21 protein-coding genes and 1 pseudogene are annotated in these 19,307 nt (G+C 67.8%); 11 read left to right on the top strand and 11 right to left on the bottom strand.

Translation table 11 applies throughout. From position 1 onward, the window contains the following. Nucleotides 1-316: pseudogene (locus BN4348_RS54085) on the bottom strand (hypothetical protein); the annotation flags it as partial. Between the two features lie 19 nt (nucleotides 317-335). Further along, nucleotides 336-1,367, bottom strand: a complete 1,032-nt coding sequence (locus BN4348_RS54080; RefSeq protein ID WP_066916903.1) for a phosphotransferase family protein — start codon at nucleotides 1,365-1,367, stop codon at nucleotides 336-338. A 101-nt stretch (nucleotides 1,368-1,468) separates the two neighbouring features. On the opposite strand from BN4348_RS54080, the gene BN4348_RS54075 reads away from it, so the two are divergent. Continuing rightward, nucleotides 1,469-2,413 (top strand): class I SAM-dependent methyltransferase, encoded by a 945-nt coding sequence (locus BN4348_RS54075; RefSeq protein WP_066916940.1) that lies wholly within the window; start codon nucleotides 1,469-1,471, stop codon nucleotides 2,411-2,413. 19 nt (nucleotides 2,414-2,432) lie between these two features. Here the strand turns inward: BN4348_RS54075 and BN4348_RS54070 are convergent, their stop codons facing one another. Further along, a complete protein-coding gene (locus BN4348_RS54070) occupies nucleotides 2,433-3,125 on the bottom strand; it encodes a quinone oxidoreductase family protein (RefSeq protein ID WP_235852817.1) in 693 nt (230 codons plus the stop codon). 338 nt (nucleotides 3,126-3,463) lie between these two features. On the opposite strand from BN4348_RS54070, the gene BN4348_RS54065 reads away from it, so the two are divergent. Then, complete coding sequence (locus tag BN4348_RS54065) at nucleotides 3,464-3,874, top strand: MarR family winged helix-turn-helix transcriptional regulator (protein ID WP_235852816.1); 411 nt, start codon at nucleotides 3,464-3,466, stop codon at nucleotides 3,872-3,874. Between the two features lies 1 nt (nucleotide 3,875). On the opposite strand, the gene BN4348_RS54060 is transcribed toward BN4348_RS54065, so the two are convergent. Further along, nucleotides 3,876-4,721: a hypothetical protein gene (locus BN4348_RS54060; protein WP_066916900.1), complete on the bottom strand. Its 846-nt coding sequence runs from the start codon at nucleotides 4,719-4,721 to the stop codon at nucleotides 3,876-3,878. A 69-nt stretch (nucleotides 4,722-4,790) separates the two neighbouring features. Here BN4348_RS54060 and BN4348_RS54055 point away from each other — a divergent pair, with 69 nt between their 5' ends. The 5 genes from BN4348_RS54055 (at nucleotide 4,791) to BN4348_RS54035 (ending at nucleotide 8,072) form a co-directional block, all read left to right on the top strand. Next, on the top strand, nucleotides 4,791-5,201 hold the full coding sequence (locus BN4348_RS54055) for an MmcQ/YjbR family DNA-binding protein (protein WP_066916899.1): 411 nt from the start codon (nucleotides 4,791-4,793) through the stop codon (nucleotides 5,199-5,201). A gap of 102 nt (nucleotides 5,202-5,303) precedes the next feature. After that, nucleotides 5,304-5,552: a hypothetical protein gene (locus tag BN4348_RS54050; RefSeq protein ID WP_066916897.1), complete on the top strand. Its 249-nt coding sequence runs from the start codon at nucleotides 5,304-5,306 to the stop codon at nucleotides 5,550-5,552. 13 nt (nucleotides 5,553-5,565) lie between these two features. Next, on the top strand, nucleotides 5,566-5,721 hold the full coding sequence (locus BN4348_RS60565) for a DUF6131 family protein (protein WP_096866214.1): 156 nt from the start codon (nucleotides 5,566-5,568) through the stop codon (nucleotides 5,719-5,721). A 148-nt stretch (nucleotides 5,722-5,869) separates the two neighbouring features. Then, the gene (gene tcrX / locus BN4348_RS54040) at nucleotides 5,870-6,574 is read left to right on the top strand and encodes a two-component system response regulator TcrX (RefSeq protein ID WP_066916895.1); all 705 of its coding nucleotides are present in this window, start codon (nucleotides 5,870-5,872) and stop codon (nucleotides 6,572-6,574) included. Continuing rightward, nucleotides 6,552-8,072, top strand: a complete 1,521-nt coding sequence (locus BN4348_RS54035; protein ID WP_066916893.1) for a sensor histidine kinase — start codon at nucleotides 6,552-6,554, stop codon at nucleotides 8,070-8,072. The genes tcrX and BN4348_RS54035 overlap by 23 nt, the downstream gene beginning before the upstream one ends. Here the strand turns inward: BN4348_RS54035 and BN4348_RS54030 are convergent. Then, on the bottom strand, nucleotides 8,069-8,524 hold the full coding sequence (locus tag BN4348_RS54030) for a lipoprotein LpqH (RefSeq protein WP_066916891.1): 456 nt from the start codon (nucleotides 8,522-8,524) through the stop codon (nucleotides 8,069-8,071). The genes BN4348_RS54035 and BN4348_RS54030 overlap by 4 nt on opposite strands. 162 nt (nucleotides 8,525-8,686) lie before the next feature. On the opposite strand from BN4348_RS54030, the gene BN4348_RS54025 reads away from it, so the two are divergent. Next, nucleotides 8,687-10,567 carry an alkyl/aryl-sulfatase gene (locus BN4348_RS54025; RefSeq protein ID WP_167670482.1) on the top strand — a complete coding sequence of 627 codons (1,881 nt, stop codon included), beginning with the start codon at nucleotides 8,687-8,689 and terminating at the stop codon, nucleotides 10,565-10,567. Between the two features lie 36 nt (nucleotides 10,568-10,603). On the opposite strand, the gene BN4348_RS54020 is transcribed toward BN4348_RS54025, so the two are convergent. The 6 genes from BN4348_RS54020 to BN4348_RS53995 form a co-directional block, all read right to left on the bottom strand. Continuing rightward, nucleotides 10,604-11,575 carry an NADPH:quinone oxidoreductase family protein gene (locus BN4348_RS54020; RefSeq protein ID WP_066916887.1) on the bottom strand — a complete coding sequence of 324 codons (972 nt, stop codon included), beginning with the start codon at nucleotides 11,573-11,575 and terminating at the stop codon, nucleotides 10,604-10,606. Further along, nucleotides 11,575-12,201 (bottom strand): TetR/AcrR family transcriptional regulator, encoded by a 627-nt coding sequence (locus BN4348_RS54015; RefSeq protein ID WP_276003198.1) that lies wholly within the window; start codon nucleotides 12,199-12,201, stop codon nucleotides 11,575-11,577. Before BN4348_RS54015 ends, BN4348_RS54020 begins: the two co-directional genes overlap by 1 nt. Then, complete coding sequence (locus BN4348_RS54010) at nucleotides 12,191-13,474, bottom strand: acyl-CoA dehydrogenase family protein (protein ID WP_066916883.1); 1,284 nt, start codon at nucleotides 13,472-13,474, stop codon at nucleotides 12,191-12,193. The genes BN4348_RS54015 and BN4348_RS54010 overlap by 11 nt, the downstream gene beginning before the upstream one ends. A 16-nt stretch (nucleotides 13,475-13,490) precedes the next feature. Beyond that, complete coding sequence (locus tag BN4348_RS54005) at nucleotides 13,491-14,255, bottom strand: SDR family NAD(P)-dependent oxidoreductase (protein ID WP_066916881.1); 765 nt, start codon at nucleotides 14,253-14,255, stop codon at nucleotides 13,491-13,493. A 1-nt stretch (nucleotide 14,256) separates the two neighbouring features. Then, nucleotides 14,257-15,303: a phosphotransferase family protein gene (locus BN4348_RS54000; RefSeq protein ID WP_066916879.1), complete on the bottom strand. Its 1,047-nt coding sequence runs from the start codon at nucleotides 15,301-15,303 to the stop codon at nucleotides 14,257-14,259. Nucleotides 15,304-15,378: 75 nt separating this feature from the next. Further along, nucleotides 15,379-16,047: a class I SAM-dependent methyltransferase gene (locus BN4348_RS53995; protein WP_066916877.1), complete on the bottom strand. Its 669-nt coding sequence runs from the start codon at nucleotides 16,045-16,047 to the stop codon at nucleotides 15,379-15,381. Between the two features lie 64 nt (nucleotides 16,048-16,111). On the opposite strand from BN4348_RS53995, the gene BN4348_RS53990 reads away from it, so the two are divergent. From BN4348_RS53990 to BN4348_RS53980, 3 genes are all read left to right on the top strand, one after another. Next, nucleotides 16,112-16,720, top strand: coding sequence for a histidine phosphatase family protein (locus BN4348_RS53990; RefSeq protein ID WP_066916875.1), 609 nt, complete (start codon nucleotides 16,112-16,114; stop codon nucleotides 16,718-16,720). A 35-nt stretch (nucleotides 16,721-16,755) separates the two neighbouring features. Then, nucleotides 16,756-17,802: a phosphotransferase family protein gene (locus BN4348_RS53985; RefSeq protein ID WP_066916938.1), complete on the top strand. Its 1,047-nt coding sequence runs from the start codon at nucleotides 16,756-16,758 to the stop codon at nucleotides 17,800-17,802. Between the two features lie 62 nt (nucleotides 17,803-17,864). Continuing rightward, the gene (locus BN4348_RS53980) at nucleotides 17,865-19,097 is read left to right on the top strand and encodes an IS110 family RNA-guided transposase (protein WP_066916873.1); all 1,233 of its coding nucleotides are present in this window, start codon (nucleotides 17,865-17,867) and stop codon (nucleotides 19,095-19,097) included. Nucleotides 19,098-19,307 lie beyond the last annotated feature (210 nt).

Below are 19,307 nucleotides of genomic sequence, written 5' to 3'. Positions count from 1 at the left end.
CCCCGCCGCCTCCGTGGTGGCGCGGTGACGCCGTCGTCGTCGTCGGCACCGTCGTGGTGGGAGCGGGCGTCGTGGTCGTGGTGGTGTTCGGAGCCTTCGGCGCGGGGGAGCCGGCCACCAGGTTGACCACCGCGTACGCCGCGAGACCGAGCACGATCACCGCAAGGGCGCCGGCCGCGACCAGCGCCGCCGGACGGCGATACCAGGGCGTCGGCGGCTCGGGCGGCTGCGGCGCCGGCTCGTCGTAGTAGCCACCGTATCCGGCGGCCCGGGTCGGCTCGGAGTAGAAGTCGGGGTTCTCGGGGTAGGACGGCACGGGGGGAGATGTTAGTGGGTCAGGGTTGCGTGTCGATAAGCGTCAGCGCCCGCTCGAACAGCTGCACGGTGGCGGCGTGGAGCTGGTCGCCGACTTCCTTCTCCGCCTTGCCCGCGCAGGCCCGCGCCAGCGTGCCCTCGATCACGATGCCGAGCTTGAAGCAGGCCAGCACCGTGTACCAGGTGATGTTGGACAGGTCGCGGGTGGTGTTGGCCGCATACCGCTGGAACAGGTCGTCGGTGCTGGCCAGCCCGTCCTGGCCGCCGAGGGCGTGGCTGAACACGCTGGACCCATCGGGCTGGCGCCAGGTGGCCAGCAGCCAGCCCAGGTCCAGCAGGGGGTCACCGATCGTGCACATCTCCCAGTCGACGATCGCGACGACCTCCGGCCCGGTGCGGGAGAACATGACGTTGGCGGCGTGGTAGTCGCCGTGCATGATCCCCGGCGTCCAGGTCGTCGGCCGGCGCCGCTCCAGCCAGGACGACACCTCCTCGATCCCCGGGATCTGTGGCCCGGGGTAGCCGTCGTACTCGCTGTAGGAGTCCAGCTCGGAAAGCCAGCGCGGCACCTGGCGCTCCAGAAAGCCCTCCGGCTTACCGAAATCCGCGAGGCCCACCGCGACGTGGTCGACGGTACCCAGCTTCGCCAGGGCATCGGCCATCGACAGCCCCATCCCGAACCGCACGTCCGGGTCGCCCGCGTGCAATGGCGGCAGCCCCTCGCCGGCGTTGAACCCGTCGACCGGTTCCATCAGGTAGAAGACGGCGTCGCCGAGCACGGCGGGGTCGTCACAGGTGGCGATCAGGTGCGGGTGCGGTACGTCGGAGTCGGCCAGCGCCGCAAGAACCTTGGTTTCCCGCAAGATCACGCTGTTGCTGCGCGGCCGCAGATGCCGGGGCCCGCGCCGCAGCACGTAGGGCCGGCCGGCCCGGGTGAAGCGCAGCATGACGTTCTGCGTTCCGCCGGTGACGGTGGCGACGTCCTCGAGCGGTCCCTCGCCGAGCCCCCGGTCGGACATCCATCCCGCTACGGCCTCGAGGTCGACGGTCATGAGAAGAAGCCTAGGTCACCCGGAACGGGCGGCGGGTTCACGCGGGAGCCTGGAACAATAGTGTGCGGAACTAACGGACTTTGGGCCTGAAGGGGATGGCGATGCCGCGTACCGACAACGATTCCTGGGACATCACGCAGAGCGTGGGAGCCACCGCACTGGGTGTCGCCGCGGCGCGTGCCGCCGAGACCGAGAGCGCGAACCCGCTCATCAGCGACCCGTTCGCGCGCGTGTTCGTGGATGCGGCAGGCGAGGGGATGTGGAGCATCTACGCGGACCCCAAGCTGCTGGCCAAGGCGGTCGAGCTGGAGCCGGACGTGCGGGCGCGGATACAACTGATGATCGACTTCATGGCAACGCGCACAGCGTTTTTCGACGAATTCTTTCTCGGCGCGGCCGACGCCGGCGTCCGGCAGGTGGTGATTCTGGCCGCCGGCCTGGACGCACGCACCTGGCGGCTGCCGTGGCCGGACGGCACGGTCGTCTACGAGCTGGACCAGCCCAAGGTGCTGGAATTCAAATCCAACACGCTGCGCGAGCACGGCGCGGACCCGAAGGCGCGGCTGGTGAACGTGCCGATCGATCTGCGCCAGGACTGGCCGAAAGCGCTGCGGGAAGCGGGCTTTGACGAGTCACAGCCGGCGGTCTGGTCGGCCGAGGGGCTGGTCCGGTACCTGCCGGCGCAGGCCCAGGACCTACTGTTCGAGCGCGTCCACTCGCTGAGTGTCCCGGGCAGTTGCCTGGCGTCAAACGTGCCCGGCGCCGGATTCACCGACCCCGACCTCGTCCGGCGCCAGCGCGAGGACATGCAGCGCATGCGGGCGGCGGCCGCCAGGCTGGTCGACGCCGAGATCACCGACTTCGACGACCTGTGGTACCCCGAGGAACGCACCCCCGTCGACGGTTGGCTGCGCGAGCACGGCTGGGACGTGTCGACGGCCACCTTCTCCGAGCTGATGGCTCGCTATGGCCGCAGCATTCCGGAGGGCGCCGGGCACGTGATGCCGCCGACGCTGTATGTGTCGGCGCAGCGACGGCCGCGGTGAGCGGGGTGCGGCCAGCCAACTAGGGCGTGATCACGATCCGCTGCCCGGTGGCGGTGGCCGTCCAGGCGGCTTCGACGTCGGCGAGCGGCACGACGCGGGCATCGAATACGAAGCTGCCCCTGGTGATTTCGGTGGCGAGCGAGGGGAGTTCGGCGAGGAAGTCGCGCGCCGGCACCGACCCCTGACCGCTTCCGACGATTTGCAGTCGCACGGCGCGCAGCGCTGCCGAGGGAATGGCTGCCGACGCGCCGGTGACCGAGCCGATCTCGACCCAGGTGAGCGGCCTTCCGCGATCGGATCGGTTGGCGGCGATGCCGGCCATGAGATCGGCAGTAATCGGGCCCCACAGGTAGTCGATGACGACGTCAACGTCACGCGCCACCCGCGCGAGTTCGCCTACGGCAGAAGCATTCCCGAGCGGTACCGTGGTATCCGCGCCCAGGTCGACCAGGGCCGAGAGTCGCTGAGCGTCGCGTCCGGCGCCGATCACGTGGCCGGCTCCGAGAAGTTTGACAACCTGCACCGCCATACGACCCGCGCTACCGGTGGCTCCGAGCACCAGTACCGATTGACCCGGCTTGAAGTCGATGCGCCTGCGGAGTGCGACCCAGGAGGACATCACCGGATTCATCGCCGCGGCCAGCAGGATTGGATCGGCATTGTCCGGCAGCACGATGCTGCGGCGCTGGTCGATAACGGTCTGTTCGGCCATTGCGCCCACGGTCGTGTCGGGAAGGACGAAGTAGCGCAGGGTGCCGTCGGGAGCGCGACCTACTCCGTCGATGCCGGGGACCAGGGGCAGCTCCCCACAGCTGGTGTAGTGGGAGCCGTCGGCCTGCGAGCGCACCCGCGGGTGCAGGCCGGAGGCAATGACGTCAACGATCATCTCGCCGGGTGTGTGCGCAGTGGGGCTGGGGAACTCGCGGTAGGTCGGCGGCCTGTCGAAACTTGTAACAACTGCTGCATGCATGGCTGAACCTCCGCGAGTTTAGATGGCAACACGAACTAAAATAGATGGCAATACGAACTAAAGCAAGGTACGGTTGGGATGTGGACCACTTCGGTGAACTCACGGACAGCTTGGTGCAGATGTCCTTCGTGGTAATCGCGATGCTCAACCGCGTTGCCGCCCAACATGGCTTATCGCTGACGCAACTGCGCGTGCTCGGAATCCTGCGCGATCGGGAACCCACGATGGCCGAGCTTGCCAACTATCTCGGTCTAGAACGCTCGACCGTCAGCGGGCTCATCGACCGGGCGGCCCAGCGCGGACTGGTGCGCAAGGCCCCCGATCCGGCGGACGCACGGTCGGTGCGCGTCGGCCTCGCCGCGGAGGCCCGACGTCTAGAAACGCGGATCATCGCCGAAATCGGCGAACTCATGGCGCCGCTGACGGAGCGGCTGGACGCGGCCGAGCAGAGGCGCCTCACCGCGCTGTTGTCCAAAGCCCTCGGCTCGTAAATCAGCTTGGCCCGCGGGTTGTTTCCGTCGCCCGCATCCCCGCCACGTCCTGCTTGATCGCCGCGATCGCGTCGACCGGCGTGAGGTCCTGGCCTGCGCTGTTCTGACCGAGCTGCGGCCAGCCCGCGCCGTCCGGCCCGCGCAGTTGGTCCCAGATGTCGCGGACCTTGTTCAACAGCTCGGCTTGCTCGGCATCGGTGAGTGCCATCAACCCTCCTCCGTTCCCGCTGATGCCGCACGCGGCGGCAAACTCTTGTGGTGTCAGCCCGTCGGCCGAGTTCATGTCGCAGTTTCCGAAGGGCGGACACCCCTGCGGCAGGTTCGGGCTGAAGCCTGTGCCATCGGTGTACTGGTGCGCGACTTGGCCCGGCAGGTCCGGGTTGGACCCGTAGCCGGCCGCGATGACCCGCAAGCCCTCAGGCCGCATCCGCCACATGTTGAAGAAGTCATAGGCGTTGGCATAACCGATGATTCGCGCGGGATCAGCTGCGTAGTCGGCCAGGTTCCAGTACAAACCGTTGATCCAGGTCGAACCGTCGCCTGGCGGGTTGCCGCCCGATTCCACGTCGAGCATCAGGGCGACCCGCGGATGCAGGCCGCCGCCGGCATCGATCATCGAGCGCACCGTGTTGGCGTTGTCCAACCAGTTCGGGCGGACGTAGGTGTAGACGATTCCGAATGTCAGGCGTCCGCTGTCCAAGGCTGTCCGCATCCACGCATAGTTGGCCGCGAAATTGTGATCCCGATAGGTGCCGTCACAGGCGCGGATCGAAAGCACCCGGTACGGATACGAATCATTCACGGGGACTTGAAATTCGGAGACATCAGCGAACAGGGTGTCAGTCACCGCACATCAATCCCCCTTTACCGCAACGCCACTCGCCATGCTACCGATCCGGGCGGTAGTGTCGCGGCCATGGGTGATCGGCCTGCCCGGGCAAGCGACGTGCATCGGATCGCCGCGTCGATGCCCCACGTCAGGCGGTTGGAGGGCCCCAAGGGGAACCCGATCTATCAGGTGGGCGGAAAGTCGTTCATCTTCTTTCGTACTCCCCAGCCCGACGCGACGAACCCGGAGACCGGCGAACGCTACGCCGACGTGATCATGCTCTGGGTCGAATCGGAAAGCGACAAGCTTGCGCTCATCCAGGATCCCGCGTCGCCGTTCTTCACCACGGGCCATTTCGACGGGCACCCCTCGGTGCTGGTGCGGGCCGGCCGACTGGCCGAGATTACGACGACGGAACTGGCCGAGCTGATTCAGGACGCGTGGCTGTCGCGCGCCTCGAAGCGGCGGGCCGCGGCGTGGCTTGCCGAGCATTCCTAGCGGCTCGCTTTAGCGGCTGACGCCGGAGGAATGGGAATCGGCCAGGTTTAGACACAAGTCGAACGGGTAAAGCTAGGCGCACGGGAAATTTTCTCGAACACAATGGAGGTCACCATGCGTGGACGCGGAGTGATCGGCGCGATTGTCCTGGTGTGGCTGCTCATCGGAGTTTTCGCGGCGTACCAACGCGACTACTTCAAGGGTGATTCAACAAACTGTGTCACGGCGGGAAATATCGCGTTGACAATAATTGCCGGGCCGTTGAACTACGCGGGCGTCAATCCGAAAGTCAAGGATTGCAAAGTACCGCAGCCCAGCTCGATGTCCAGCAGCCTAGTACCCCTCACGTAAAGGAAAAATTGTCATGATCATCCTCGGCATCGTCTTGCTTGTTCTGGGATTCATCTTCGGCATCCATTTGTTGTGGGTGCTCGGCATCGTCTTGCTCGTCATCGGTGCGGTCCTGTGGATCTTGGGATCCGTCGGCCGGCCGGTCGCCGGCAGGCGGTATTGGTATTAGGCAGCGCCCGCATACCGGATCGCGTGACCGCCCGGCGGCCACGCGATCTTTTCACAGGACACGCATAGGAATGGCATAGCGTCGACCCAGTCCGCTGCGGATACTGGACTCTGTGACACAGTCGCGAGCGTCGGTAGAGCGGGTTGTCATGTGCCGTGCCGACGGCAATCCGATCAATGTCCTCGTCGTCGACGACGAAGCTGTCTTGGCCGAAATGGTGTCCATGGCACTGCGGTACGAGGGCTGGAACATCTCGACCGCCGGCGACGGGTCGTCGGCCATCGCCTCGGCCAGGGCGCAACGGCCCGATGTGGTCGTTCTCGACGTCATGCTCCCCGACATGAGCGGGCTCGACGTGCTGCACAAGCTCCGCGAAGAGAACCCGCAGCTGCCGGTGCTGTTGCTGACGGCCAAGGATGCGGTGGAAGACCGCATCGCCGGGCTGACCGCGGGCGGCGACGACTATGTGACCAAACCGTTCAGCATCGAGGAGGTAGTGCTGCGGTTGCGGGCGCTGCTCCGGCGTACCGGGGTCACGACCATGGACAGCGGGGCGCAGCTGGTGGTCGGCGACTTGGTGCTGGACGAGGACAGTCACGAGGTCACGCGCGCCGGCGAGCCGATCTCGTTGACCTCCACGGAGTTCGAGCTGTTGCGCTTCATGATGCGCAACTCCAAGCGGGTGCTGAGCAAGGCCCAGATCCTGGACCGGGTGTGGAGCTATGACTTCGGCGGCCGATCCAACATCGTCGAGCTCTACATTTCCTACCTGCGCAAGAAGATCGACAACGGTCGCGAACCCATGATCCATACGCTGCGCGGCGCGGGCTATGTCCTCAAGCCAGCCCGCTAGGACGCGGCGGGTCTGGTCGCTTCGGCTCCGGCTGTTGGCCGGGCAGATCGTCGTTCTCGCCGTCGTCTGCGTCGGCATCACCGCGGCCACCGAACTGGCCTTGCTGCACCATCTGGTGGCGCAGCTCGACGGGCAACTCGCCGGGGCCTCCTACCGGTCGGCGCTGATGTATCCCGAGCCGAAACGTCCCGGCTGGCACCACGAATCGCACTTCTACTATCCGCGACCGGGCCCGGGTCCGCGGTTCCTCGATGCCCCGGGCCAGCCCGCCGGCATGGTCGCCGCGGTGATCAGCAACGGCAAGACCGTCGACGCCGGATACCTGACCAGCGCCGGGTCGCGGGCGGCGCTGACCCCGGCCGCGCAAGCGCAACTGGAACACATCGCCGACAGCCGCAAGGCGGTGACGCTCGACCTCGACGGGCTCGGGCGCTACCGCGTCGTCTCCGCGCCGAGTCGCAGCGGTGGCGACATCATCGTCACCGGCCTGTCGATGGCAGGCGTAGACGCCACCATGATCCGGATGCTGGTCATCCTCGGAATCGTCACGGTTATCGCGCTGGTTGCCGCGACCACCGCCGGTGTCGTCATCATCAGGCGGGCGCTGGCGCCGTTGCGCCGCGTCGCGCAGACCGCGAGCGAGGCGGCGGACCTGCCGTTGGACCGCGGCGAGGTCGAGCTGCCGGTGCGGGTGGCCGAGTCCGACGCGAACCCGGCCACCGAGGTGGGTCAGCTCGGGTTCGCGCTGAACCGGATGCTCGACCACATCGCCGCCGCGCTGTCGGCGCGGCAAGCCAGCGAGACCCGGGTTCGCCAGTTCGTCGCGGACGCCAGTCACGAATTACGCACGCCGCTCGCCGCGATCCGCGGCTACACCGAGCTCACCCAGCGCATGGGTGACGACCGCGAGGCGGTGGCGCACGCGATGAGCCGGGTGGCATCCGAGACGGAGCGGATCACGCGACTCGTCGAGGACCTGCTGCTGCTGGCCCGCCTGGACTCCGGCCGGCCGCTGGAACGTGAACCGGTGGACCTGTCGCGGTTGGCGGTCGACGCGGTGAGCGACGCGCACGTCGCCGGGCCGGATCATCAGTGGGAGCTTGACCTGCCCGAGAAACCCGTCGTCGTCACCGGCGATGCGGCGCGGCTGCACCAGGTCTTGACGAACCTGCTCGCCAACGCCCGCGTCCACACCGCCGCCGGGACCGTCGTGACGACGAGGTTGACCACCGAGCCGACGCACACCCTGCTGCAGGTCATCGACAACGGCCAGGGCATCCCGGCGGCGCTGCAATCCGAGGTCTTCGAGCGGTTCGCGCGCGGCGATTCCTCGCGCTCCCGCAAGGGGGGCAGCACCGGGCTGGGCTTGGCGATCGTCTCGGCCGTCGTCAAGGCGCACAACGGGACGATCACGGTCAGCAGCGCACCGGGCCACACCGAGTTCACGGTGCGGTTGCCACTCAACGGGTGGCAACCGCCCGCTCAGTCACCGAGTTAAGAGCAAGTCGCGTCGATTTCGAACGGCTTGTTCACCGGTTGCATCGGGTTGGCCATGTCCACGCCCGTGGCGGTGCCGGTGATCTTGTAGGTGTTGCCGTCCTTGGTCGCCGAGGCGTTGCCCTGACCGCCCTGCGCGTACTGCAGGGTCACACCGTTGACGTTGCCGAGCTGGACTGCCTTCACACCGGGCGGGTTGGCATCGGTGAGCACCACGCTGATCCCGGTGTTGCTTCCACCGACCGCAATGTTCACGTTGCCGGCGGCCTTGGTGCAGACGGTGCTGCCCTGGACGTTCTGGTCCTTACCGTCGATGATGACCTTCGTCGTGCCGCCGGTGCTTGCCGTGACCCCGCCACCACTGACCGTAGTTCCCTTGTTGCTCGAACATCCCGCAATAGCTGCTGCCAGAATTGCGGCTCCGGCGGCCGCGACAGTCAGTCCACGCTTCACCTGTTCTCCTTCGCCCGATCGTTGCGGTCCTCGGCATTGAGAACCGTCAAGGCAGTATGCGGGTTTGCCGCGCCGCATAGAAGAGGTTCAGGGAAAATTCTTTTGACCGGCCAGATGTCTTCTTTTCGTTCGTTCCCGGGACGGCGCATTAATGGCAATGTATTGCCGGTGGAACACAAACCCCCAACCGCCATCATCGATTCGGCCCACGGTGGGCACGCCCTGCCGTTCGATGACACGAGGGACTTCGACGACGCCGATCGCGGGTTCATCGCGGCGCTGTCGCCCTGCGTCATCAGGGCGGCCGACGGCCGCGTGGTGTGGGACAACGACGCCTACTCGTTCCTCGACGGGGCCGCACCGACGTCCGTGCACCCCAGCCTCTGGCGGCAGTCGACCCTGGCCGCAAAGCAAGGTCTCTACGAAGTGGTGCCGGGCATCTATCAGGTCCGCGGCTTCGACATCTCGAACGTCACCTTCGTCGAGGGCGACACCGGTGTCATCGTCATCGATCCGCTGATATCCACCGAGGTGGCCGCCGCGGCGCTGGCCCTGTATCGCACCCACCGCGGTGGCGACCGCCCCGTCGTCGCGGTGATCTACACCCACAGCCATGTCGACCATTTCGGCGGCGTTCTCGGCGTCACCGCGCAGGCCGACGTGGACGGCGGAGCGGTCGCGGTGCTGGCACCGGACGGCTTCGTCGAGCATGCCGTCCAAGAGAACGTCTACGCCGGCCCGGCAATGACGCGCAGGGCGACCTACATGTACGGAACCCTGTTGCCACGTGGGCCGTTGGGCCAGGTGGGCTGCGGGCTTGGCCAGGCCCCGTCCACCGGCGAGGTGGCCGTCATCGTGCCGACCATCGGCATCCGGGAGACCGGGGAGAAGCACACCATCGACGGCGTGGAGATGGAATTCCAGATGGCGCCCGGCACCGAGGCGCCCGCCGAAATGCACTTCTATTTTCCGCGTTTTCGCGCGCTGTGCATGGCCGAGAACGCCACCCACAACCTGCACAACCTGCTGACGTTGCGCGGCGCGTTGGTGCGTGACCCGCACGCCTGGTCCGGCTACCTCACCGAGGCCATCGACACCTTCGCCGACCGCGCCGAGGTGGTGTTCGCCTCCCACCACTGGCCGACCTGGGGACGCGACCGCATCGTCGAATTCCTATCCCTGCAACGGGATATGTACGCCTACCTGCACGACCAGACCCTGCGGCTGCTCAACAAGGGCTATACCGGCGTCGAGATCGCCGAGATGTTCCAGATGCCGCCGGCGCTGGAGCGGGCCTGGCACACCCACGGGTACTACGGGTCGGTCAGCCACAACGTGAAGGCCGTATACCAGCGCTACATGGGCTGGTTCGACGGCAATCCCGGGCGGCTGTGGCCCCATCCGCCCGAGGCCCTCGCCGCGCGCTACGTCGACGCGATGGGCGGCATCGACCGGGTTGTGGGCCTCGCCCGCTCGGCCTTCGACGCCGGTGACTTCCGCTGGGCGGCAACGCTGCTCGACCACGCGATCTTCACCGACAGCGATCACGCGGCGGCCCGCGCGCTGTACGCCGACACACTGGAGCAGCTGGCCTACGGCGCCGAGAACGCGACGTGGCGCAACTTCTTCATGAGTGGCGCAACGGAATTGCGGGACGGCAACTTCGGCACCGCCGTGACCGCGGCGTCGGCCTCGATGCTCAACCAGCTGACTCCCGAGCAGATCTTCGACAGCTTCGCCCTGCGGGTCGACGGGCCGCGCAGCTGGGACCTCGACATCGCGCTGGACATCTCGTTCGCCGACCCGGCCGCCAACTATCGGCTCACCCTGCGCAACGGGGTACTGGTCTACCGGAAGGTGGCCGCCGACGCGGTGACGGCTGCCGTTACGGTCAAGCTGGACAAAAAGTTTCGGTTGCTGACGGCGGCGATGGGCGACTTCGCCTCGCCCGGGCTCGAAATTTCCGGCGACCAGGGGGCGCTGCAGGCATTTTTGGGTGCGCTCGACGAGCCGGACCAGAACTTCAACATCGTCACGCCGTAGCGTCTGCTCGCGCTCCCGACGCGTCAGCCGCTCGGATCACGCCACGTCGATGACGACCTTGCCCAGCACCTTGCGCTCGGAGACGTGCCGCAGCGCGGCCGCGGTTTCGGATAGCGGGAACCGCGCGCCGATGTAGGGCCGGATGGTGCCGGCGGCGAACATCTGGGACAGCTCGGCCATGTCGCGCGCGGCGTCGTCCGGCCGGTCGCCCATGAAGGTGCGGATCTCCATGCCGCGGATGGTGATTCCCTTGAGCAGGACCAGGTTCAGCGGGATGGCCGGGATGGTGCCCGAGGCGTAGCCCAGGGTGATGAAGGTTCCGCCGCGGGCCAGACCGCGAAGCGCGGGTTCGGCATACGCCCCGCCGACGGGGTCGAGGACCACGCGCGCGGTGTCGCCGGTGAGCTCGCGGATGCGCGTCTTCAGGTCTTCGTGGTCGTAGTCGACGGTCGCCTCCGCACCGCGCTCCCGGCACAGCTCCAGCTTTTCCGGGCTGGACGCCGCGGCCAGCACCCGGGCCTTTATCGCCACCGCCAGGTCGACGGCGGCCAGCCCCACGCCACCGGCGGCGCCCAGGACCACCACCCAATCACCTTGCGCCACTCCGGCGATCGACCGCAGCGCGTGATACGCGGTTCGATACGTGACGCCGAACGCCGCGGCGGCGGCGAAGTCGGCGCCGTCCGGAATGGGCGCCACCGAGCCCGCATCGAGCAGCGCCTGCTCCGCGAACGCCCCGGTCGGCGTGGTCGCGAACACCCGCTGGCCGCGCCGATACGGCGTGCCGGCACCGACGGCCACTACTTCCCCGGCCAGTTCGCTACCCGGAATGAACGGCACCGGGATCTTGACCTGATACTTGCCGGCGATCAGCAGCACATCGGGAAAGTTGACCGCCGCGGCGTGCACGCGAACCACGAGCTGGCCGGGGCCGGGTACGGGATCGGCGACGTCGTCGATGACCAGGTCCTCCGGCGAGCCATAGGCGCGGCAGACGGCGGCGCGCATCATCGGACCCCCAGGCCGCGCAGGCAGAATCCCACCAGGTGTGCGATGTCGTCTGGTTCGGGCCGGCCGGCGGAACCGACGTATCGCCGCATGGCCGCGGCGGTGCAGCAGAACACCGCTTCGACGTCGCGGTCGACATCGGTGCTGCCCAGCGCCGCAACGGGTTCGGTGAGAAGATCCCGCAGCGGTCGCAGCGTCTCCTGGTCGGCCATCCGCGAGTTGGCGCCGGCCGACATCTGCCCGGCCGCCGCGCGGCTCATGCTGATCAGGTGCGGGTCGGCGACCTGCGCCAGTGCGCCCTCGATCCAGCGCGCCACCTTGTCCGCCGGGCGGGTCTCCTTGGCCATCTGGTGCTGCAGGTAGGACACGACGATGGCCACGCCGCGTTCCATCACCGCGAGGATGAGGTCGTCCTTGCCGGCGAAATACCGGTAGAACGCCTTGTTCGACGAGCCGGCCTCCGCGACGATGTCGCTGACTCGGGGCGCCTCGGGCGCGACCCGTTCCATGACGCGCACCGCGGCGGCAAGGATGCGTTCGACCTCCTCGGTTGCCTCCCGCTGTCGGTCGTCGAGGGCCCGCTCGACCGCCGCGACGACCCGGCTATTGGGCTTGCTAGTTGTCAATGAGCTCACCGTATTTGGCGCGGGCCGCCTCGCGCCGGACGTCCAGCATCTCGCTCGGCCAGTCACCCTCCTCGGCCTCGTAGCCCTTGAGGAGCATCCGCGCCAGGTTGACCTTGTGTGCCTCCGTCGGCCCGTCGGCCAGTCCGAGCGCGATGCCGCCGAGCAGCACGTTGACCAATGGCAGTTGGTCCGTGAGCCCCAACGCGCCATGGACCTGAATCGCGCGCAGTGCAATCGATTTCAGCACCTGCGACGCCAGGATCTTGCAGGCGGCGATCTCGGCGCGGGCGGCTCGCTCGTCGCCGTTGTCGATGAGCCAGGCGGCGTGCAGGACGGTCAGCCGGAACGGTATCAATTCCGTGTAGGAGTCGGCGACGAACTCCTGCACCAATTGCTTGTCGGCAAGCGAGCTGCCCTGGGTGAAGCGGCTTTTGGCGCGCCGCGACATCATCTCGACGGCGCGTTGCGCCATGCCGATCGAGCGCATCGCGTGGTGCAGCCGCCCGCCGGCCAGGCGGGTCTGCAAGATCAGGAAGCCCTGACCCGGTTCGCCGAGCAATGCGTCGGAAGGCACCCGCACCGCGTCGTAGCGAACCAGGGAATGCCCGGGCTCGTGTGGGTCCGCGCCGACGAGGTGGTGGGTGGCTTCGACGTTCAGACCGGGGGTCCCGGCCGGGATCAGGAACGTGGAGGCGCCCTGATGCACGGGCACGTCCGGATCGGTGATCGCCACCACGATGAAGAACGAGGCCACGGAGGCGTTGGACGAGAAGTACTTTCGTCCGGTGATGACCCAGTCGCTCCCGTCCCGTTCGGCTCGGGTGGTGAAGACCCGGGGATCGGCCCTACCCTGCGGCTCGGTCATCGAGAAGCACGAAAAGATTTCCCCGGACAGCAGCCCGGCCAGGTAGCGGTCCTTCTGCTCCCGGGTTCCGAAGCGCGCGATGATCTCCGCATTGCCCGTGTCCGGCGCTTGCGTTCCGAACACGATCGGCGCCCACGGGCTGCGGCCCAGGATCTCGTTGATCAACGTCAGCTTGACCGCCCCGAAGCCCTGCCCGCCCAGCTCGGGGCCCAAATGCGGTGCCCACAAGCCGTTGTCGCGCACCTGCTGCTTCAGCGGATCGACGATCCGGCGCCGCTCGTCGTCGAGCGGCAGGAACTCGCGGCCGGGGAACAGGACTTCGAGAGGTTCCACCTCCTCGCGCACGAACTCGCGGATCCAGTCCAGCTTCTTCTCGAACTCCGGTTCGGTGGAAAAGTCCCAAGGCATTCGATACTCCTAGGTGTCAGGGGATCCCGCCGTCGGCGCGCAGGATCGAGCCGGTGGTGAAACTGGACGCGTCGGAAGCCAGAAACAGCGCGGCGCCGACGATTTCACGCGGGTCGCCGGCGCGCTGCAACGCCAGATGGCCGAACGGTTTGCCCTCGGCGCGGTCGAGATTCCAGGCCTTGCTGACGTCGGTGAGAAACGGCCCCGCCATCAACGTGTTCACGCGAACGGCCGGTCCGAACGCCTTCGCCAAGGCTTCGGTCATGGCGTTGAGCCCGGCCTTGGCCGCGGCGTAGGGAATGATGTCGGGGGCCGGGCGGAGCGATCCGGCGGTGCTCACGTTGATGATGGATCCGCGACCGGCCGCCACCATCCGCTCGCCCACCAACGCCGACAACCGGAAGGGGCCCTTGAGGTTCAGGTTGAGCACCGCGTCGAACAGCTTCTCGGTGACATCGGTCAGCTTGTCGTACAACGGTGACATGCCGGCGTTGTTGATCAACGTGTCTACCTTGCCGAACCGCTCGTAGGTCGCATCGACCAGGCCGTCGAGCTGTTCCCAGCGCCCGACGTGCACCTGGTAGGGCATGGCGGAACGGCCGGTCTCGGCCTCGATCTCCTTCGCGGTGGCCGCGCAGTTGTCCATGTTGCGGCTGGCGATCACCACGTCGGCGCCGCAGTGCGCGACGCCGAACGCCATCTCACGCCCCAGGCCGCGGCTGCCGCCGGTGATCAGCACCACCCGGTCGGTGAGGTCGAAAAGCTGGTCGGCATAGGCCATTTCAGCGGCCCCCCGAAGGCAGGGACCGGGCGAGGTCCGCCGCGGTGGCGATCAGGCGCGGGATCATCGCCCCGAAGGTGTCTTGGATCTGGGGGTCCACTTTCCCAGTGCGCACGCCAGCCGCGTAGGTCTTCTCCAGCACGATCCCCAGTTTCCAGTTGGCCAGCACCAGGTAGTAGTCGATGTTCTCGGTGGACAGCCCACTGACGTTCTCGTAGTGCGCGAGCAATTCGCTGCGCGTCGGCATGCCCCGCATGTCCAGATAGAACCCGTCGGTGTTCGGCTCCTCGCCGTCGTAGCCCAGCAACGCCCACGCGAGATCCAGCAGCGGATCACCGACCGTCGTCATCTCCCAGTCCACGATCGCGGCCAGCCGGGCGGGCTGCCCGTGCGCGAACATCACGTTGGCGAACTGGTAGTCGCCGTGCATGATGCCCGGCCGGTAGCTCGCGGGCCGGTTGTTGCGCAGCCAGTCCGCGGCGTCGTCCAGCCCGGGCAGCTCGCGCACCTTGTAGGCGTCGAGGAACTTCAGCCAGCGGTCGACCTGGCGTTCGTGGAATCCGTCCGGGCGGCCGAAGCCCTCGAGCCCCTGCGCGCGCCAGTCCACCCGGCCGAGCTTGGCGGCGCCCTCGACGAGTTGGAACGCCAGCCCGCGACGGGCGCCCAGGTCGGTGTCGAACGGCGCGTGCCACCCGCCGTCCATCGGGCTCCACCCGTCGATCGCCTGCATCACGTAGAACGGCATGCCCAGCACGGCGCCGGTGTCGTCGGCGGCGACCAGCGCCGCGTGCGGGACGTCGGTGCCCGACAGCGCGCGGACCAGGCGGATTTCCCGCAGCAAGCCGTCGATGCGGGCCGCGTCGGCGCGGGCGCCGGGCATCCGGAGGACCATCCGCTGCCCGCCCCGCTCGACCAGGTAGAGGGTGTTCTGCGAACCGCCCTTGAGCGGTTCCAGCGCCGGTTGTTGGCCGCGGCCCGGTGCGTCGTTCGCATCGAGCCAGCGGGCAAGAACGCCCGCGTCCAGTTGGGATTCGCTGACACTCGTCATAGGCTGCACACCCCGCTCTCCGCGCAGAGAATAGCATTCTCCGCTATCGGGGGCTTTCCCACCCCGCGGCCCGCGTCATTGTTCCGGCTTGTGCGCGCTCAGCAGGAAGCCTGGAGCCAGGAAGTGGCCTTCGTCGTCACGCCCGACGCGCGACGACAGGCCCGGGGCGGACGCGAATGCGTCGGCATTGCCGTACAGCTTTGCGGGGCGGATGTCATCGACCCGCCACAGCTGCCCGACGGCGTCGCGCAACTCCGCCTCGGTGAAGCCGCGCGGGCCGGGCCCGTCGCTGTCGCCGAGCGCGCCGGCGGCGAACGCCAGGATGTAGAGCGCCGCGCCCGGCGCGGCGGCCCGAGAAATCGACCGCAGGTAGTCCTGGCGTCGCTCGGGCGGCAGCGCGTGGAACAGTCCGCTGTCCAGGATCGTCGAGAAGCGCCCGTCATAGCCACCGAAGCTGGTGACGTCGGCCTGCGCGAAGGTCACCGTCGTTAGTCCGCGTCCGGCTGCCGCCGCCGTCGCGGCCGCGATCGCGGTGGCGCTGGCGTCCAGGCCGACGACCGTGTAGCCGCGCGCGGCGAGGGCCAGCGACAGCTCGGCATGGCCGCAGCCGGCGTCGAGGACAGCGCTGCGCACCTTGCCCTGATCGATCAGGGCCGCCAGCTCGGGCTGCGGCCGGCCGATGCTCCACGGTGGCGGTGCCTCCTGCCGATAGGCGGCGTCCCAATCCATGCCCGGCTGGGTCATCTCTCCTCCTCGTGAGGCGCGATGAGAAACTGGCGCTGCCCACAATCCGACGACGGGAACGAACATGCAAGTGCTGCTGGTCCGCCACGCGTTACCGCTGCGCAGCGAACACGGCGAGGGCTCCGATCCGGACCTGTCGCAGGACGGGCTGGCTCAGGTCAAACGGCTGCCCGACGCGCTCGCCAGGTTTCCGATATCGCGCGTGGTGAGCAGCCCGCAGCGGCGCGCCATCCAGACCGCCGAACCCGTCGCGGCGGCCCGCGAGCTCAGCGTCGAAATCGACCATCGGTTCGCTGAATACGACCGTGACCTTCCGGTCTACATCCCGGTCGAGCAGATCAAGGCGGAACGACCGGAGGAGTGGGCGCGCCTGGCCCAGGGGCAGCTACCCAGTGCGGTCGACGCGGACGCATTCCGGGCACGCGTCCGCGCGGCGGTCGACGACCTGGTCACCACGGCTGATCCAGAGGACACGGTCGCGGTGTTCAGCCATGGCGGCGTGATCAACGTGCTGCTGCACGAGATCCTCGGCACGGCCCGGTTGTTGTCCTTTCCCGTCGACTACGCGTCGGTGACCCGGCTGTTGTTCTCGCGGTCCGGCGAGGCGACGGTGGCGGGGGTCAACGCGGTCGAACACGTGTGGGACCTGTTGCCCCGAAACCAGCGGTGGTGAAATTGGCGGGCACCGGCGGTGGTAAACAATTTCGAGTGACTTCAACTGATCGCCTCGAAGGGCTGGACCTGGCCTCGCTGGACCGGTACCTGCGTTCGCTCGGGATTGGGCGCGACGGCGAGCTGCGAGGCGAGTTCATCTCCGGTGGCCGCTCGAACCTGACGTTCCGGGTGTACGACGACGCGTCCAGCTGGCTGGTTCGCCGCCCCCCGCTGCACGGGCTGACGCCGTCGGCACACGACATGGCCCGCGAATACAAGGTGGTCGCCGCGCTGCAGGACACCCCCGTCCCGGTCGCGCGCACGATCGCGCTGTGCGAGGACGACTCCGTGCTGGGTGCGCCGTTCCAGATCGTCGAATTCGTTGCCGGCCAGGTGGTGCGCCGGCGCGCGCAGCTCGAAGCGTTCAGCCACACCGTCATCGACGCCTGCGTCGACTCCCTGATCCGGGTGCTCGTCGACCTGCACAGCGTCGACCCGAACGCCGTGGGGCTGGCCGACTTTGGCAAGCCCAGCGGTTACCTGGAGCGGCAGGTGCGCCGGTGGGGTTCGCAATGGGAGCTGGTGCGGCTGCCCGACGACCACCGCGACGCCGACGTCGAGCGACTGCATTCGGGCCTGCGGCAATCAATTCCGCAGCAGAGCCGGGCCTCGATCGTGCACGGCGACTACCGGATCGACAACACCATCCTGGACGCCGACGATCCGACGAGGGTGCGCGCCGTCGTGGACTGGGAGCTGTCGACCCTGGGCGACCCGCTGTCCGACGCCGCCCTGATGTGCGTCTACCGCGACCCGGCGCTGGACCTGATCGTCAACGCGCAGGCCGCCTGGACGTCGCCGCTGTTGCCGACGGCCGACGAGCTGGCGGACCGCTACTCGCTGGCGGCGGGGCTGCCGCTGGCGCATTGGGAGTTTTATATGGCGCTGGCCTACTTCAAGCTCGCCATCATCGCCGCCGGCATCGACTTCCGCCGGCGGATGTCGGACCTGGCCAGCGGAACGGAGTCCGAACACGCCCCTGAGGTCGTCGCCCCGCTGATCTCGCGCGGACTGGCGGAGCTCGCCAAGCTGCCCGGCTGATAGGCCATGAGTAGTGGCTGGGCGGATTCTCTTTGCAGGGTCCGGTACAGAGGAGGCTGCTCATGTCGGTGTTGGGAAATGCGCTCGATCCGGCGACGGTGATCGTCGCAGTTGATCCTGGCAAGGCGTTCAATCGGGTGTGGATCAGCGACGGGTCGGGGTTGCTGGTTGATCCAATGTCATTGCCGGTGTCGCAGGAGGGCGTCTTGGGGTTGGAGCTCGCGCTTGGTGGGCGAGGTGGCGGCGAGCCGGTGATTGCGGTCGAGGCGACGGGCAGCTTGCACCGGGCGTGGGTGTCGGAATTGGAGCGTCGTCATGCCGGATCGGTGCGGGTGTTTGCACCGTCGGAGACCACGGCAGCGCGAATTCAGTTGGGATCAGGGCGGTTCAAGTCCGACGATCGAGACTGTGCTGCCTTGACCTACCTGGTTCGGCAGGGTCTTGGGCGGCGCTATCACGAGCAATCGGCGGTCGAGGCGTTACGCGCGGTGGTGCGTCATCGGCGAGGGCTGGTGGCCGATCGCAAGGTCGCCCAGCAGCGGCTCCATGATCAACTCAACGTGTTGTGTCCGGGCTTGTCTGCGCCGGCCGGCCATGGCAGGGCGCTGGCGCTGGACACGCCGACCGGGCTGGCCGTGTTGGCCTGTGCTGCGGCGTTCGCGGGACGGCCACCAAAATCACGGTCCTTGATCTGCCGTGCACCGGGGCGATTGACCGTCGCCACCGCCGACTATTGGGCGGCTCGGTGGCGACAGTGTTTGCCACCACCGGCCGACGCGGCTGGCCGGGCTCAACGCCTGGGACGCGACCTCGACCGCTACCGTCGGCTACTTGTCGACATCACCGAACTTGACGCCCAGACCAGCGAACTGCTGGCGGCGACCGACGGGCAGGTGTTGACCACGCTGCCCGGCGTCGCGTCGATCCGGGCGGCCGCCTTTGCTGCGCACAGTCTGCCCATTGAGCGGTTTCCTGATGCCGAACACCTCTATTCGGCCACAGGTTTGGCCCCTGCGCTCTACCAGTCGGCCACGCTGAACCGGCGTGGGCGCATCTCCCGCCAGGGCTTGGCCGAGCATCGTGACGCCCTGATGGGCATCGCCTGGGGACTTTCCCAACAATCGCCCTCCTTTGCCGGCCGCGACGCTGAACTCCGAGCTCGGGGTATGGCTCCCATACAGGCCCGTGTCGCGTTGGCCCGCCACGCCTGCCGACTGGCGTATCGACTGCTTCGAACCCAACAACCTTTCGATGAACAGCGCTATCGTCGAGGAAGGCTCAGTCGCGAGCGGTGACGGCTGTTCCGGCTATGCCGCACGACGGCGCAACTTAGCTTGCCGCCCGCTCGCGCTGGGCCGCTCTACGGCGCACACGAAAGCCTGCCGCCCCACGGCGACTAATCAGCCTGCCGACCATCACGGCCCAGCCGACCTCACGACCCAACCGTTTATCGGGCGACAACCGAGGTTGGCACCCCGGGCGATCAACACTGCCTACCCCACGCC

Source organism: Mycobacterium interjectum (assembly GCF_900078675.2).
GTDB classification, from domain to species: domain Bacteria; phylum Actinomycetota; class Actinomycetes; order Mycobacteriales; family Mycobacteriaceae; genus Mycobacterium; species Mycobacterium interjectum.
The sequence above is the reverse complement of the archived record's forward strand: the minus strand, read 5'-3'. Positions and strand labels throughout refer to the sequence as shown.

Bases quoted from the DNA above. Each gene is read 5' to 3' on its own strand.
- BN4348_RS54055 (WP_066916899.1), top strand. From the start codon at position 4,791: ATGGGTGATCGGCCTGCCCGGGCAAGCGACGTGCATCGGATCGCCGCG.
- BN4348_RS53990 (WP_066916875.1), top strand. From the start codon at position 16,112: ATGCAAGTGCTGCTGGTCCGCCACGCGTTACCGCTGCGCAGCGAACAC.
- tcrX (WP_066916895.1), top strand. From the start codon at position 5,870: ATGTGCCGTGCCGACGGCAATCCGATCAATGTCCTCGTCGTCGACGAC.
- BN4348_RS54000 (WP_066916879.1), bottom strand. From the start codon at position 15,303: ATGACGAGTGTCAGCGAATCCCAACTGGACGCGGGCGTTCTTGCCCGC.
- BN4348_RS54050 (WP_066916897.1), top strand. From the start codon at position 5,304: ATGGAGGTCACCATGCGTGGACGCGGAGTGATCGGCGCGATTGTCCTG.
- BN4348_RS53995 (WP_066916877.1), bottom strand. From the start codon at position 16,047: ATGACCCAGCCGGGCATGGATTGGGACGCCGCCTATCGGCAGGAGGCA.
- BN4348_RS54035 (WP_066916893.1), top strand. From the start codon at position 6,552: ATGTCCTCAAGCCAGCCCGCTAGGACGCGGCGGGTCTGGTCGCTTCGG.
- BN4348_RS54005 (WP_066916881.1), bottom strand. From the start codon at position 14,255: ATGGCCTATGCCGACCAGCTTTTCGACCTCACCGACCGGGTGGTGCTG.
- BN4348_RS54075 (WP_066916940.1), top strand. From the start codon at position 1,469: ATGCCGCGTACCGACAACGATTCCTGGGACATCACGCAGAGCGTGGGA.
- BN4348_RS54070 (WP_235852817.1), bottom strand. From the start codon at position 3,125: ATGGCCGAACAGACCGTTATCGACCAGCGCCGCAGCATCGTGCTGCCG.
- BN4348_RS60565 (WP_096866214.1), top strand. From the start codon at position 5,566: ATGATCATCCTCGGCATCGTCTTGCTTGTTCTGGGATTCATCTTCGGC.
- BN4348_RS53980 (WP_066916873.1), top strand. From the start codon at position 17,865: ATGTCGGTGTTGGGAAATGCGCTCGATCCGGCGACGGTGATCGTCGCA.
- BN4348_RS54020 (WP_066916887.1), bottom strand. From the start codon at position 11,575: ATGCGCGCCGCCGTCTGCCGCGCCTATGGCTCGCCGGAGGACCTGGTC.
- BN4348_RS54010 (WP_066916883.1), bottom strand. From the start codon at position 13,474: ATGCCTTGGGACTTTTCCACCGAACCGGAGTTCGAGAAGAAGCTGGAC.
- BN4348_RS54080 (WP_066916903.1), bottom strand. From the start codon at position 1,367: ATGACCGTCGACCTCGAGGCCGTAGCGGGATGGATGTCCGACCGGGGG.